Origin of the sequence: Pseudomonas sp. WS 5532, from assembly GCF_012985445.1 — a bacterium.
In the GTDB taxonomy this organism is placed as follows: domain Bacteria; phylum Pseudomonadota; class Gammaproteobacteria; order Pseudomonadales; family Pseudomonadaceae; genus Aquipseudomonas; species Aquipseudomonas edaphica.
Genome location: NZ_JAAQWK010000008.1, coordinates 20,441 through 33,938, shown reverse-complemented (window position 1 = coordinate 33,938; position 13,498 = coordinate 20,441). Strand labels below are relative to the sequence as shown.

General features: G+C 61.6%; 12 protein-coding genes. 5 read left to right on the top strand and 7 right to left on the bottom strand.

Going from position 1 to position 13,498, the window contains the following annotated elements; genetic code table 11:
• Nucleotides 1-206: 206 nt before the first annotated feature.
• Together HBO23_RS15365 and HBO23_RS15360 are read right to left on the bottom strand one after the other, a co-directional pair.
• A complete protein-coding gene (locus tag HBO23_RS15365; RefSeq protein WP_017138790.1) occupies nucleotides 207-1,265 on the bottom strand; it encodes a HEAT repeat domain-containing protein in 1,059 nt (352 codons plus the stop codon).
• A 78-nt stretch (nucleotides 1,266-1,343) separates the two neighbouring features.
• Nucleotides 1,344-2,237, bottom strand: coding sequence for a bestrophin family protein (locus HBO23_RS15360; RefSeq protein ID WP_170037422.1), 894 nt, complete (start codon nucleotides 2,235-2,237; stop codon nucleotides 1,344-1,346).
• Between the two features lie 227 nt (nucleotides 2,238-2,464).
• On the opposite strand from HBO23_RS15360, the gene HBO23_RS15355 reads away from it, so the two are divergent.
• From HBO23_RS15355 to HBO23_RS15335, 5 genes are read left to right on the top strand one after another with little or no spacing between them, the layout of a single operon-like run.
• Nucleotides 2,465-4,111 carry an AMP-binding protein gene (locus tag HBO23_RS15355; RefSeq protein WP_017138788.1) on the top strand — a complete coding sequence of 549 codons (1,647 nt, stop codon included), beginning with the start codon at nucleotides 2,465-2,467 and terminating at the stop codon, nucleotides 4,109-4,111.
• A gap of 21 nt (nucleotides 4,112-4,132) precedes the next feature.
• On the top strand, nucleotides 4,133-4,900 hold the full coding sequence (locus HBO23_RS15350; RefSeq protein ID WP_099549743.1) for an SDR family NAD(P)-dependent oxidoreductase: 768 nt from the start codon (nucleotides 4,133-4,135) through the stop codon (nucleotides 4,898-4,900).
• 12 nt (nucleotides 4,901-4,912) lie between these two features.
• Complete coding sequence (locus tag HBO23_RS15345; protein ID WP_138450501.1) at nucleotides 4,913-6,097, top strand: acetyl-CoA C-acyltransferase; 1,185 nt, start codon at nucleotides 4,913-4,915, stop codon at nucleotides 6,095-6,097.
• 9 nt (nucleotides 6,098-6,106) lie between these two features.
• Nucleotides 6,107-7,234: an acyl-CoA dehydrogenase gene (locus tag HBO23_RS15340; RefSeq protein WP_017138784.1), complete on the top strand. Its 1,128-nt coding sequence runs from the start codon at nucleotides 6,107-6,109 to the stop codon at nucleotides 7,232-7,234.
• 11 nt (nucleotides 7,235-7,245) lie between these two features.
• Nucleotides 7,246-8,019 carry an enoyl-CoA hydratase gene (locus HBO23_RS15335; RefSeq protein WP_017138783.1) on the top strand — a complete coding sequence of 258 codons (774 nt, stop codon included), beginning with the start codon at nucleotides 7,246-7,248 and terminating at the stop codon, nucleotides 8,017-8,019.
• Nucleotides 8,020-8,165: 146 nt separating this feature from the next.
• Here HBO23_RS15335 and HBO23_RS15330 read toward each other — a convergent pair whose 3' ends face one another.
• The 5 genes from HBO23_RS15330 to HBO23_RS15310 all read right to left on the bottom strand — a co-directional run bounded on the left by HBO23_RS15330 (nucleotide 8,166) and on the right by HBO23_RS15310 (nucleotide 13,498).
• Nucleotides 8,166-9,317, bottom strand: coding sequence for an acyl-CoA dehydrogenase family protein (locus HBO23_RS15330; RefSeq protein WP_099549746.1), 1,152 nt, complete (start codon nucleotides 9,315-9,317; stop codon nucleotides 8,166-8,168).
• Nucleotides 9,318-9,320: 3 nt separating this feature from the next.
• Nucleotides 9,321-10,424: an enoyl-CoA hydratase/isomerase family protein gene (locus tag HBO23_RS15325; protein WP_170037419.1), complete on the bottom strand. Its 1,104-nt coding sequence runs from the start codon at nucleotides 10,422-10,424 to the stop codon at nucleotides 9,321-9,323.
• A 117-nt stretch (nucleotides 10,425-10,541) separates the two neighbouring features.
• The gene (locus tag HBO23_RS15320; RefSeq protein WP_170037416.1) at nucleotides 10,542-11,255 is read right to left on the bottom strand and encodes an HPP family protein; all 714 of its coding nucleotides are present in this window, start codon (nucleotides 11,253-11,255) and stop codon (nucleotides 10,542-10,544) included.
• Nucleotides 11,256-11,419: 164 nt separating this feature from the next.
• Entirely contained in the window at nucleotides 11,420-11,608 is a 189-nt protein-coding gene (locus HBO23_RS15315; RefSeq protein WP_256349256.1) for a type VI secretion system contractile sheath small subunit, read from the bottom strand.
• 267 nt (nucleotides 11,609-11,875) lie between these two features.
• Nucleotides 11,876-13,498 carry a phospholipid carrier-dependent glycosyltransferase gene (locus HBO23_RS15310; protein ID WP_170037413.1) on the bottom strand — a complete coding sequence of 541 codons (1,623 nt, stop codon included), beginning with the start codon at nucleotides 13,496-13,498 and terminating at the stop codon, nucleotides 11,876-11,878.

Here is a 13,498-nt window from a genome sequence, read left to right as displayed (position 1 = left end):
CGTCGGCTTGGACGCGCCATATTTACTTGACCGTAGCGGGTTGTGGCGGTTCAACCTGTCGTATAAATCGTGGTGGATTTGTGACCTGCGCCAAAGCGCTGCTTTTGTGTGGGAGCTGGCTTGCCTGCGATAGCATCACCTCGGTTTATCTGTCAGACCGAGGTGTCTGCATCGCAGGCAAGCCAGCTCCCACATAGCGCGCGAAACTAAAGCCCTTGCTGCAATGCCGGATCATCCGGATTCTGCTGCTCCAGCTGCGCCAGTAGCACCTGCACATTCTGCAACTGCCCGGTTTCCTTCCAATAGCTGACCAGCAACACACGCGCCTTGCGATTGGCGGGGTGGCGCTGGACGATTTCTTCCAGCTGACGCTGGGCGGCGTCCACCTCTTCCTGGTCGTGCAGCGTGGTGGCGAGGTCGAAGCGGTAATCCTGATTGTCAGGCTCAAGCTCCACGGCTTTGGACAGGCCAAGCAACGCGTATGGCCGCTCCCCATGGTGCAACAGCCACATGCCCAGGGCGTGTTGCAGGTAGGCCGACTCCGGATGTGCCGCCAATTGCCGCGCCAGCAACTGGCGGGACTCATCGGTCTTGCCCTGCTTATCGAGCAATTCGATTTGTGCGACCACAGCTTGCAGGTTGTCCGGTTGCAGGCGCATGGCCTGCTCCAGTGCATGTTGCGCGTCCGGCAGCAGGGCGCTGTGGATGTACAAGCGCGCGAGCTGAATCCAGCCTTCGGCGGTTTCGGGCTCAGCCTTGAGCTTTTTCACAAACTCATCGAGCACTTGCTGCAAAGGCCCGAAATACAGGCCCAGGGTATCCGGCGACAGGCCGAGCAGGGCGTTGGCGGCGGCAAAACGCACGGCTTGTTCAGGATCGTCCAGTGCCGGGCCAAGCAGTAAGGTGCGTTGGCCGCTGGGCACCAGGCCAACAATACTGTGAATCGCCGCTTCACGAACCAACGGCGACTCATCAGCCAGGTCTTTATCCGCCAGCTTCAACGCCTGAGGGCTTGGGTAATTGGGCAGTTCGGCGTGCAATGCGGCGCGACGTTCAGGCGACAAGTCCGGGCGGCCCAGCTGTTGATACAGCACACGGGCGGCGCCGGGTTCGCCGTTACGTGCTTGCTTCAACGCCTTGGCGTAACCATGGGCGATCGCCGGCGGCACGGCCACCGGAGTGGAGCGGGAGAAAAACCAGGTGACCAGGACAAGCAACAACAGGGCGCACAGGCCGACGATGGAGTAACGGCGTGACTTTGACATGCAGGCGTCCAAAAGCTGGGGGCAGCTAATCGCAAAGCCTCAAGCTTCGGTCAGACCACGACGAGTGTCAAACCCGTATCAGCCGAGCACGTATTCCACTGGTTCCAGGGCAGGAGGCAGATTGATCTCGCCCAGGGCGGCGAGAATCTCGCGCTCCAGGGTGCGCACTATCGCATTGCAGGGCAGATCGTTTTCATCGAAACCGAACGGGTCTTCCAGATCATCACCGATTTCATCCAAACCGAAGAACGTGTAGCTGACGATGGCGGTGAACACCGGCGTCAACCAGCCCAGCGGTTCGGCCATGGCGAACGGCAGCAAAATGCAGAACAGGTAGATGGTGCGGTGCAATAGCAGCGTGTAAGGGAAGGGCAGTGGCGTGCTTTTGATCCGCTCGCAGGCGGCCTGCACCAGGCTGAGGCTGACCAGCCGGGTTTCCAGCTGGGTGTAGCGCCATTCACTGATCACACCCTGTTCGGCCAGCCGCGAAAAGCGCGCGCCCAGTTGTTGCAGCACGTTGTCGGGAAGATTGGGATGCGCCCGGTCAACAGTTATCCAGGGTGTGATAACGCGGGCCTCGTCTTCATGGCGCAGGTGCGCGACCAGGCCGTGGGCAAACCCGCACACCCCACGCAGCAGGCTGGCGCGCTCGGGTGAGTTGCCCAGCACTTGGGTTTCGCGGATCAGCGAGCGCACCTCAATGATCATCTGCCCCAGCTGCTTGCGGCCTTCCCACCAACGGTCGTAGCAGGCGTTGTTGCGAAAGCTCATGAAGATCGACAACGACAACCCGAGCAAGGTGAACGGCGTGGCATTGACCTTGGAGAAGTAGGCCGGGTGCAGGGTCTCCACCAGCACGATCACTGAAGCCAGCAACGTGACCATCAGGCTGCGCAAGGCAATGCGCTTGGCAATCGAACCTTTAAGGGAAAACAGGATACCCATTAGGTTGGGTTTGGGGCGGACGATCATCGGGACACGGCTTCTTTGGCGGCGCAGGCCTGGAGATTAGGAGTTTGCGCCCAGAGCGTCCAATCACTGCGGCTGACCGGCTGATAAGCCGGATCAATGATTGGCCAAACCAGTCAGCCAAGTTGAAGGCTTTGACCATTGCCGCCAAAGCGCTCTAGAGCGACTATTTCAGCGATTCTCGTCGTGAAAAATGTCCTGAAAATAAAAACACACAAGGATTTGGAACCATGCGTGAGTATTTGGCTGCCACCACTGCCTTCGACTACCAGCACACCGTCAACGCCGCCCTGTCCGGCAACCTGCAAGCCCTGAATGCCTGTGTGGAGTGTTGCGATCGCCACGCGCTGCCGGGGCGCATTGCGTTGTTTTGGGAAGGTAAGGATGGGCGCAGCGCCAGTGTGACCTTCACCCAATTGCAGGACCAGGCGGCGCGCTTTGCCAATTTCCTCCTGGCCCAAGGCGTGCAACAGGGTGACAAGGTGGCGGGGCTGCTGCCACGCACGGCAGAGTTATTGGTGGTGGTGTTCGCCACCTGGCGTATCGGCGCGGTGTATCAGCCGCTGTTTACCGCCTTCGGACCCAAGGCCATCGAGCATCGGCTGAACAGCTCCGGCGCCGTACTGGTGGTCACGGATGCGGTCAACCGCCCCAAGCTGGCTGAAGTCGAAGGCTGCCCGACCATCGTCACGGTGGCCGGGGACAAGGGCGAAGGCATCGTGCGCGGCGACTACAGCTTCTGGGCTGAACTGCCGAACTATTCGAATACCTGCGAACCGGTGCTGCTGGGCGCAGAAGCCCCGTTCCTGCTGATGTTCACCTCGGGCACCACCGGCCCGTCAAAAGCCCTGTCGGTGCCGCTCAAGGCCATTGTCGCCTTCCAGAGCTACACCCGCGACGCGGTGGATTTGCGCCCCGAAGACGCGTTTTGGAATGTCGCCGACCCGGGCTGGGCCTATGGCATCTATTTTGGCGTGACCGGGCCGTTGTCCATGGGCCACCCGATTACGTTCTACGATGGGCCGTTCACCCTGGAAAGCACCTGCCGGGTGATCAATAAATATGGGATTACCAACCTCACCGGTTCGCCCACCGCTTACCGCCTGCTGATTGCCGGTGGCGAACAGTTCGCGCGCGCTATCAAGGGCAAGCTGCGTATCGTCAGCAGCGCCGGCGAGCCGCTGAACCCGGAAGTGATCCGCTGGTTTGCCGACAACCTGGGCGTGACCATTCATGACCATTACGGCCAGACCGAACTGGGCATGGTGCTGTGCAACCACCACGGCCTGGAACACCCCGTGCACGTCGGCTCGGCAGGCTTTGCCTCACCGGGCCACCGCATTGTGGTGCTCGATGATCAGAACCAGGAATTGCCGGCAGGCCAGCCCGGTATTCTCGCCATCGACCGTGAACAGTCGCCGATGTGCTGGTTCGCCGGCTACGACGGCGTAAAGACCAAGGCGTTTGTCGGCAAGTACTACCTCAGTGGCGACACCGTGGAGCTCAACCCGGACGGCAGCATCAGCTTTGTCGGGCGCAGTGACGATGTGATCACCACATCCGGCTACCGCGTAGGGCCATTCGATGTCGAAAGCGCACTGGTCGAGCACCCGGCCGTGATCGAAGCCGCTGTGGTCGGCAAACCCTGCCCGGAGCGCACCGAGCTGGTCAAAGCCTTTGTGGTGATCAACGAACAGTACCGCGCTACGCCCGAGCTGGCCGAGGAGCTGCGTCTGCACGTGCGCAAGCGTTTGGCGGCCCACGCCTACCCACGGGAAATCGAATTTGTCAGCGACTTGCCCAAGACCCCTAGCGGCAAGCTGCAACGTTTTATTTTGCGTAATCAGGAAATTGCGAAGGCACAGGCCATCGCCTGATCCACTTTTAAGGAAACAATGATGCAGATTGAAAACAAGGTATTCCTGGTCAGCGGCGGTGCTTCGGGCCTCGGCGCGGCCACCGCTGAGATGTTGATTGCCGCTGGTGCCAAGGTGATGCTGGTCGACCTGAACGCCGACGCTGTGGCGGCCAAAGCCAAGCAACTGGGCGATAACGCCCGCAGCGCTGTGGCCGATATCAGCCAGGAAGCCGCCGCCGAAGCGGCCGTACACGCCGCCGTTGCAGCCTTTGGCGGCCTGCACGGCCTGGTGAACTGCGCCGGGGTGGTACGCGGCGAAAAAATCCTCGGCAAAAATGGCCCACACGCCTTGGCCAGCTTTGCCCAGGTGATCAACGTCAACCTGATCGGCAGCTTCAACCTGTTGCGCCTGGCGGCTGCCGCCATCGCTGAAACCGCGGCGAACGCCGACGGTGAGCGCGGCGTGATCATCAACACCGCGTCGGTAGCCGCCTTTGACGGGCAGATAGGCCAGGCGGCGTATGCCGCCTCCAAAGGCGCCATCGCCAGCCTGACCTTGCCCGCTGCCCGCGAACTGGCGCGCTTTGGCATCCGCGTGATGACTATTGCCCCGGGCATTTTCGAAACGCCGATGATGGCCGGCATGACCCCCGAAGTGCGCGATTCCCTGGCCGCGGGTGTGCCATTCCCGCCACGCCTGGGCAAACCGTCCGAGTACGCCGCGCTGGTACGCCACATCATTGAAAACAGCATGCTCAATGGCGAGGTGATCCGTCTCGACGGCGCCTTGCGTATGGCAGCCAAGTAAGGAGAACACCCCATGAACGATCCGATTGTTATTGTCAGCGCCGTGCGCACACCCATGGGCGGCTTCCAGGGCGACCTCAAGGGCCTGACCGCGCCGCAACTGGGCGCTGCCGCGATCCGCGCCGCCGTCGAACGCGCCGGGATTGCCCCGGATGCCGTGGACGAAGTGCTGTTCGGCTGCGTGCTGCCCGCGGGCCTGGGCCAGGCGCCTGCGCGTCAAGCGGCGCTGGGCGCCGGGCTGGACAAGGCCACGCGCTGCACCACCTTGAACAAGATGTGCGGCTCGGGCATGGAAGCGACCATCCTCGCCCACGACTCGCTGCTGGCCGGCAGTGTCGACGTGGTGGTCGCCGGCGGCATGGAAAGCATGTCCAACGCGCCGTACCTGCTCGACCGCGCGCGCAGCGGCTACCGCATGGGCCACGGCAAGGTGCTTGACCATATGTTCCTCGACGGCCTCGAAGACGCCTACGACAAGGGCCGCCTGATGGGCACCTTTGCCGAAGACTGCGCCGAGCACAATGGCTTCACCCGTGAAGCCCAGGACGCCTTCGCCATTGCCTCGCTGACCCGCGCGCAAGAGGCCATCACCCATGGCAGCTTTGCTGCTGAGATCGTCCCGGTGCAGGTCACCGTCGGCAAAGAGCAAAAGACCATCCTGCATGACGAGCAACCGCCCAAGGCCAAGCTGGACAAGATCGCCAGCCTGAAACCGGCGTTCCGCGAGGGCGGTACGGTGACGGCGGCCAACTCCAGCTCGATTTCCGATGGTGCGGCGGCGTTGCTGTTGATGCGCCAGTCCGAGGCGCAACAGCGTGGCCTCAAGCCCTTGGCGGTGATCCACGGGCATGCGGCCTTTGCCGACGAGCCGGGGCTGTTCCCGGTGGCGCCCGTGGGTGCGATTCGCAAGCTCATGAGCAAGACCGGCTGGAACCTGGGCGACGTTGACCTGTTTGAAATCAACGAAGCTTTCGCGGTGGTCAGCCTGGTGACCATGAGCAAGCTGGAAATCCCCCACAGCAAGGTCAATATTCACGGCGGCGCCTGTGCCTTGGGGCATCCAATTGGTGCTTCCGGTGCGCGCATCCTGGTGACGTTGCTCTCGGCCCTGCGCCAGAAAGGCCTCAAGCGCGGGGTTGCCGCCATTTGTATCGGCGGCGGTGAAGCCACGGCCATGGCCGTCGAATGCCTGTATTAAGGACTCAACATGCTGCCCAATGACGAACAACTGCAAATCAGCGAAGCGGCCCGGCAATTTGCCCAGGAACGCCTGAAACCCTTCGCCGCCGAGTGGGACCGCGAGCACCGTTTCCCCAAGGAAGCCATTGGCGAAATGGCCGAGCTGGGCTTTTTCGGCATGCTGGTACCGGAACAGTGGGGTGGTTGCGACACGGGCTACCTGGCCTACGCCATGGCCCTGGAAGAAATTGCCGCCGGCGATGGCGCGTGCTCGACCATCATGAGTGTGCACAACTCGGTGGGTTGCGTGCCGATCCTCAAATTCGGTAACGAGCAGCAGAAACAGCAGTTCCTCACGCCGCTGGCCAGTGGCGCCATGCTCGGTGCCTTTGCGTTGACCGAGCCGCAGGCAGGCTCCGATGCCAGCAGCCTGAAAACCCGCGCACGCCTTGAGGGCGACCATTACGTGCTCAATGGCTGCAAACAGTTCATTACCTCCGGGCAGAACGCCGGGATCGTGATTGTGTTTGCCGTCACCGACCCGGCCGCAGGCAAGCGTGGGATCAGCGCGTTTATCGTGCCGACCGACTCGCCGGGCTACACGGTGGCGCGGGTTGAAGACAAACTCGGCCAACATGCGTCCGACACCTGCCAGATCCTCTTCGAAGACGTAAAAGTGCCAGTCGCCAACCGTTTGGGCGAGGAGGGCGAAGGCTACAGGATCGCCCTGGCCAACCTCGAAGGCGGCCGCGTCGGCATCGCCTCGCAATCGGTGGGCATGGCCCGCGCCGCCTTCGAAGCCGCGCGTGACTATGCCCGTGAGCGCGAAAGCTTTGGCAAGGCGTTGATCGAACACCAGGCGGTGGCCTTCCGTCTGGCCGACATGGCCACGCAAATCGCGGTGGCCAGGCAGATGGTGCATTACGCCGCAGCCCTGCGTGACAGCGGCAAGCCGGCCTTGGTCGAGGCGTCGATGGCCAAGCTGTTTGCTTCGGAAATGGCCGAAAAAGTCTGCTCGGCCGCCTTGCAAACCCTGGGCGGTTACGGTTACCTGAGCGACTTCCCATTGGAGCGGATCTACCGCGATGTGCGGGTCTGCCAGATTTACGAAGGCACCAGCGATATTCAGCGCATGGTCATCTCACGCAACCTTTAAGGAGCCGATACATGAGTTACGAAACCCTTTTGCTCGAAGTCCAGGGCCGCGTCGGGCTGATTACCCTCAATCGCCCGCAAGCCCTGAACGCCTTGAACGCCCAGTTGGTGAGCGAGTTGAACCAGGCACTGGACGGCCTGGAAGCCGACCCGCAGATCGGCTGCATCGTGCTGACCGGCTCGAAAAAAGCCTTCGCCGCCGGCGCCGACATCAAAGAGATGGCCGAGCTGACCTACCCGCAGATCTACCTCGACGACCTGTTCAGCGACAGCGACCGCGTCGCCAACCGCCGCAAGCCGATCATTGCTGCGGTCAACGGTTTCGCCCTGGGCGGCGGCTGTGAACTGGCCTTGATGTGCGACTTTATCCTGGCCGGTGACGGCGCCAGGTTCGGCCAGCCGGAAATCAACCTCGGCGTACTGCCGGGCATGGGCGGCACCCAACGGCTGACCCGCGCCGTGGGCAAGGCCAAGGCCATGGAAATGTGCCTGACCGGGCGCTTTATTGATGCCGTTGAAGCTGAGCGCTGCGGGATTGTGGCGCGCATTGTGCCGGCCGATGACCTGCTTGAAGAAGCGCTGAAAACCGCGACCTTGATTGCCGGCAAGTCCGTGCCGATCAGCATGATGGTCAAGGAAAGCGTGAACCGTGCGTTTGAGGTGAGCCTGTCTGAAGGCGTGCGCTTTGAGCGGCGGGTGTTCCATGCCGCGTTTGCCACCCAGGACCAGAAGGAAGGCATGGCGGCGTTTGTGGCCAAGCGCGCGCCGGAGTTCAAGGACCAGTAACCCGGCTGTAAACACTGAAGATCAAAATGTGGGAGCTGGCTTGCCTGCGATGCAGACACCTCGGTTTATCGGTTAGACCGAGGTGATGCTATCGCAGCGGTGCGACGATTCGACAAGCCAGCTCCCACATTGGTCTTGTGTGGCTTTTAGAGCTGGTAGTTCTTCAGCTCCCTGGCAATCACCATCCGCTGAATCTCGCTGGTGCCTTCGTAAATCTGCGTAATCCGCGCATCCCGGTAGTAGCGCTCCACCGGGTAGTCCTCAAGATACCCATACCCGCCATGGACCTGCATCGCCGAGGAGCAGACCTTTTCGGCCATCTCCGAAGCAAACAGCTTGGCCTGGGAGGCTTCCGACAGGCACGGCTTGCCGGCGCTGCGCAGGCGTGCGGCGTGCAGGATCAGCAGGCGGGCGGCATTGAGCTGGGTCTGCATGTCGGCCAGCAGGTTGGCAATGCTTTGGTGCTCGATAATCGCCTTGTTGAATTGCACCCGATCACGCGCATACGCCAGCGCCGCCTCAAAGGCTGCACGGGCGATGCCCAACGCTTGGGCGGCAATGCCGATGCGTCCACCCTCGAGGTTGGACAGGGCGATGGCCAGGCCCTTGCCGCGTTCACCCAACAGGTTGGCTTCGGGTACTGTGCACTGGTTCAGCGTGACGGCGCAGGTGTCCGAGGCACGAATGCCCATCTTGTGTTCGGTACGGTCGACCACAAAGCCTGGTGTGTCAGTGGGCACCAGGAAGGCAGAAATACCTTTCTTGCCCAGTTCCGGGTCCGTCACCGCAAACACAATGGCCAACTTGGCGCGCTTGCCATTGCTGACGAACTGCTTGGCACCGGTGATCACCCACTGGCCGTCGCGCAGCTCGGCGCGGGTGCGCAGGTTATGGGCTTCGGAACCGGCCTGAGGCTCGGTGAGGCAGAAGCAACCAATGGCCTGGCCGCTGGCCAGGTCAGCCAGCCAGGTGTGTTTCTGCGCATCGGTGCCGTAGTTGAGGATTGGCCCGCAACCGACTGAATTATGGATACTCATGAGTGCGCCGGTGGCGCCATCACCGGCGGAAATCTCCTCGACGGCCAGGGCATACGCCACGTAGTCGACATAGGTGCCGCCCCATTCTTCCGGCACCACCATGCCCAGCAAGCCGAGTTCGCCCATCTTCGCGACCAGGGCGTCATCGATCCAGCCGGCTTTTTCCCAGGCTTGCGCATGCGGGGCGATTTCGCCACGGGCAAAGTCGCGCGCCATGTCGCGAATCATCACTTGTTCTTCAGTGTATTCAATATCTTGCATGGCTTATTTCCCACTCTGCTTGAAGTCACTGAAGAAGCTCTCGACATGGCTGGCGTCCAACTCATGGATCGTCGCGGGGTTCCAATGCGGGGTTTTATCCTTGTCGATAATCAACGCGCGAACGCCTTCGATCAGGTCGCCGCGTTCGAACCACTGGCGATCCAGGTGCAATTCCAGCGCGAAGCACTGCTCCAGCGACAAGCGCCGGCCACGGCGCAGCATCTGCAGGGTCACGGCCATTGCCAGCGGCGAGCGGGTCTGCATCAGGCTGGCGGTGCTGAGCGCCCATTCGTGGCTGTCGGCGACAGTGACTTGCTGCAGTTGCTCGACCATGCTCGGCACATCCGGCAACGCAAAGAAGTGGTCGATCGCCGGGCGCAGCGCGGCCAGCGGGGCGTCGGGCAATTGTTGTACCGCGAGCTTTGCCAATACGCCCTGCAGGTCCTTGAGCGGCGAATCCTGCCATTGCAGGTGGTCGAGCTTCTGGTCGAGTTCGGCGAGTTTCGCGCTGTCGATACACCAGTCCGCCAGCCCGCAGTACAGCGCATCGGCGGCGCGAATCTGCACGCCGGTGACACCCAGGTAAACCCCCAGCTCGCCAGGGATGCGCGAGAGGAAATAGCTGCCACCTACGTCCGGGAAATAACCAATGGCCACTTCCGGCATCGCCAGGCGGCTGCGCTCGGTCACCACACGCAAGTCGGCGCCTTGCACCAGGCCCATGCCACCGCCGAGGACAAAGCCGTCCATCAGGGCCAGCACGGGCTTGTGGTAATGGTGAATCGCCAGGTCGAGGGCGTATTCCTCGACGAAGAAGTCCTGGTGCAGGCTGTCGCCCTGCTTGAAGCTGTCGTAGAGAGAGCGAATGTCGCCACCGGCGCAGAACGCTTTTTCACCGGCACCGCGCAGGACCACGGCATACACCTGCGGATCGCTCTCCCAAGCCAGCAGTTGTGTGGTCAGGCTGCGGACCATCTCCAGAGTGATGGCATTCAAGCCAGCGGGGCGGTTGAGGGTGAGGTGGCCAATATGGTTACGGACTTCGGCCAGCACCTCGCCCTGAAGAATCCTGGTGTGGCTTGCTTCGGATGAAACCTGAGCAGTCATCACTAACTCCCTGCTTTTATTGTTCTTTATCAAGATGTTCGCGCACGAACTATCTCGCGATCGTACCAGTGCAAATTTGCCCAGTACAACCCGGAATCATGCAGGTCGTTTTTGCATTTATGCAGCGCTGCGGCCACCCAGCACTTCACCGATGCTGCGGCGCCGGGCATGCCCTTCAGCCGCGTGTATCAGTTGCTCCAACTCCGTCGGCTCCACATCAAAGAACCGCTCCATCTCGGCCAGGGCCAGTTTCAGATCGGCTGCCGTGATGGCGGCATCTGTCACCGGCGCTGTGCTGCCCAGGACCACGGCGGGCGATTCGATCGCGCCTTTGGGGTAACGCGTGCGTGTCACGTTGTTATAGGCCAGCGCACCGGCCAGCAGCGCGCCAGCCCCGAGCATCACCGGCCCCACTTCCTGCCAACCGAGGGCGATAGAGGCCGGATCGGCGAGCACCAGCGTCATGGCCAAGCCACCGGCGGGCGGGTGCAGGCAGCGCAGCCAGCAAATCAACACGACGGTCATGCCCGCAGCCAGGCATGCGCTGCCCAGCGTGCGGCCAAGCACCCGCGCCACCAGCAGAGCCACAATGGCAGCGCACAAGTAGCTGCCGATAATCGACCAGGGCTGTGCCAACGCACCGGAGGACACGGCAAACAGCAAAACCGCCGATGCCCCCAGCGGGCCGAGCAGGTGCAAGGCGACTTCCATACCGAATACCTGGGCACACACCCAGACACTCAATAGCGTGCCCAAGGCCATGCCAATGGCGGCGCGGCTCCATTCGGCGGGGCGGGTACTGATTGCAGCGGGTAACCAGCGAGCGAGCATCGACACGATCCATAAAGCAGCAGACGAAAAAAAAGGCTCGCCTGGTTGCCCGGATAAGCCCTTTGAACGTTCCAACATTTGGGGGAGGAACCTGTGCAGTGTGCCGAGCTTGATGCTATGGCGCCAATGCATATTAATGAGGGTTAAATGCAAAAATAATGCAGTTAGTGTCCCTCGTCATAGGTGATGCGATGCGTCGGTTGCGGCAGCGGCGTGCTGATGCGTCCGAGCACGCGGCTATCAGCCTCTTCGTTGAACAGCTGCCTTTGCAGGTTCTCCCGCAAGGCAGGGTCGTCGGCCAAAGGCCCCTTCAATGCCACCAAGGCATCGCGCAATGCCATCAATCGATCCAGCCTCGGCGCAGGGATAAGCAACAGGTCTTCTGGCACGGCATTGCCCTTTTGATCAAGCAGGTCTGTGTGCGTGGAAGGCTGACGGCGCCCGGTAGTAGATAGTTAACGCACATGACAAAGGAGTCTACATTTGGGTTCCGGGCATCGAAAGGCAAAGTGCGCCAGCGTTTACGCATAGCCATGTAGGGGCTTTCCGGGCAGTCATAACGAAAAACGCCCACTCTTGAAGGAGTGGGCGCTGTTTCCGTCAGACCACTGTCAGCGTAATTACGGCGCGCTGACTTTCTCTAGATGGAGCAACACATACGGGTCTTTGTCGAACTCCCCGGTGAGTGTCGGGGTGATCGAACGCAAGCGCGGATCCTGCAGATTTTCGAAGTCTTTCGTGCTCATTACCAGCCATGCCGGACCTTGCAGTGGCGCCAGGTCTGCAGCCGACTGGGTAAACAGCGGCACCTTATCGCAGTTGAAGTTGACCATGAACTTGATGGCTTTTGCATCTTTGCCCAAACCATGCAGCACCACGGGGGCCGGTTGCTGCATGATCTGTTCTTTGACGCCAAGGCTGAATGTGCGGGTGTCGTAAAGCGTACGCTCCAATGGCTCGACCACCACAATGTAGGTCGACCACAGCGCCAGCACCGCCGCGAGTGCCGACCCCAGCGGGCGTAGACGCGCCTTGAGCAGTGACAGCAGCGACACGACCTGAAGCACGCCAAGCACGCCGAAGACCACGCCCAGGTTGTCCAGCTGTGCCGGGTAACGCTTGCGCGCCACCACCAGCCCGACTATCAGCAGCGCCGGCAGCAGTGTCCAGATGCCCAGCATCAAGCCGCGCAGCCAGGCGAACAGCCGCCCTTGGCTGACCTGGAACGGGTAGGCTGCAATGATCGCCGCCATGGGCAGCATCGGCAGGATGTAACGTGCCTTCTTGGCCTGAGGGACCGACAGGCCGAGCATCACCAGCAAACCTGCCGCCGCGCAATACAGCACCAGTTTCAGTGCCGGGTCGGGTGACCGACGACCGCCGATGGCGATTGCCAGGAGCACCAGCAACGCCAGCGGATAAGCCAGCGCGTAGTTGCCCATGGAACTGGTGAAGTAATACAGCACGCCGCTGGAACCTTCGGTGCCGTCCATACGCCCCAGGAACTGCATGCGGATCACGTCCTGCATGAAGTCCTCGCCACCACTGAGCTTGGCCAGCAGCAACAACAGGCCGACACACGCCGACAGCACTGCCAGCGCGATAAAGCCGAAGGTGAACAGTTGGCGCCATTGGCGGTTGATCAGGTAATAGCTGCACAGCACGCCAGTGGGGATCACCAGGCCGATTGGCCCACGCACCGCAAAGCCCAGGATCAGCAGCAAAAACAGCCAATGCAAGCGTTTGGCTGCCCCGAAGTGGTCATGGGCATAGCCCAGATAGAACACGGTCAAGGCGATGGCCGCGAGCATCTGGTCCAGCGACACCGCGCGGGTTTCGCTGATGAAGGTGCTGCTGAGCAGCAGCATCGCGATGCTGAGCAAACCCCAGCGCGTGGAGTAGGGCGCCGTAAGGCGATACACCAGCACCACGATCACCGCCGAGGCGATGGAGGTAGGCAACCACGCGGTGAGGCTGCTGACCTCGCCAAACGGCAGGGACAACAGCCAGGTCAGCAGGGTCGAGGTCGCCAGGTAGTCCGCGTAAGGCTGGCCATAGGTGGTGGGGAAAAAACTCGGTCCATGGCGCAGCATTTCCTGGGCAAACACCACGAAACGCGAGTCAAAGCCGATGATTGCCTGGTGCCAGTTGCCGACAATAAACAGCACCAGCGCCAGGAGCCCGAGCCCCAGCGACTGATTGCGGATCGTTGCTGTAAGCAGCGGCGATTGAGCTTTGTTCAC

Bases quoted from the DNA above. Each gene is read 5' to 3' on its own strand.
- HBO23_RS15365 (WP_017138790.1), bottom strand. From the start codon at position 1,265: ATGTCAAAGTCACGCCGTTACTCCATCGTCGGCCTGTGCGCCCTGTTG.
- HBO23_RS15345 (WP_138450501.1), top strand. From the start codon at position 4,913: ATGAACGATCCGATTGTTATTGTCAGCGCCGTGCGCACACCCATGGGC.
- HBO23_RS15330 (WP_099549746.1), bottom strand. From the start codon at position 9,317: ATGCAAGATATTGAATACACTGAAGAACAAGTGATGATTCGCGACATG.
- HBO23_RS15355 (WP_017138788.1), top strand. From the start codon at position 2,465: ATGCGTGAGTATTTGGCTGCCACCACTGCCTTCGACTACCAGCACACC.
- HBO23_RS15320 (WP_170037416.1), bottom strand. From the start codon at position 11,255: ATGCTCGCTCGCTGGTTACCCGCTGCAATCAGTACCCGCCCCGCCGAA.
- HBO23_RS15340 (WP_017138784.1), top strand. From the start codon at position 6,107: ATGCTGCCCAATGACGAACAACTGCAAATCAGCGAAGCGGCCCGGCAA.
- HBO23_RS15360 (WP_170037422.1), bottom strand. From the start codon at position 2,237: ATGATCGTCCGCCCCAAACCCAACCTAATGGGTATCCTGTTTTCCCTT.
- HBO23_RS15350 (WP_099549743.1), top strand. From the start codon at position 4,133: ATGCAGATTGAAAACAAGGTATTCCTGGTCAGCGGCGGTGCTTCGGGC.
- HBO23_RS15325 (WP_170037419.1), bottom strand. From the start codon at position 10,424: ATGACTGCTCAGGTTTCATCCGAAGCAAGCCACACCAGGATTCTTCAG.
- HBO23_RS15335 (WP_017138783.1), top strand. From the start codon at position 7,246: ATGAGTTACGAAACCCTTTTGCTCGAAGTCCAGGGCCGCGTCGGGCTG.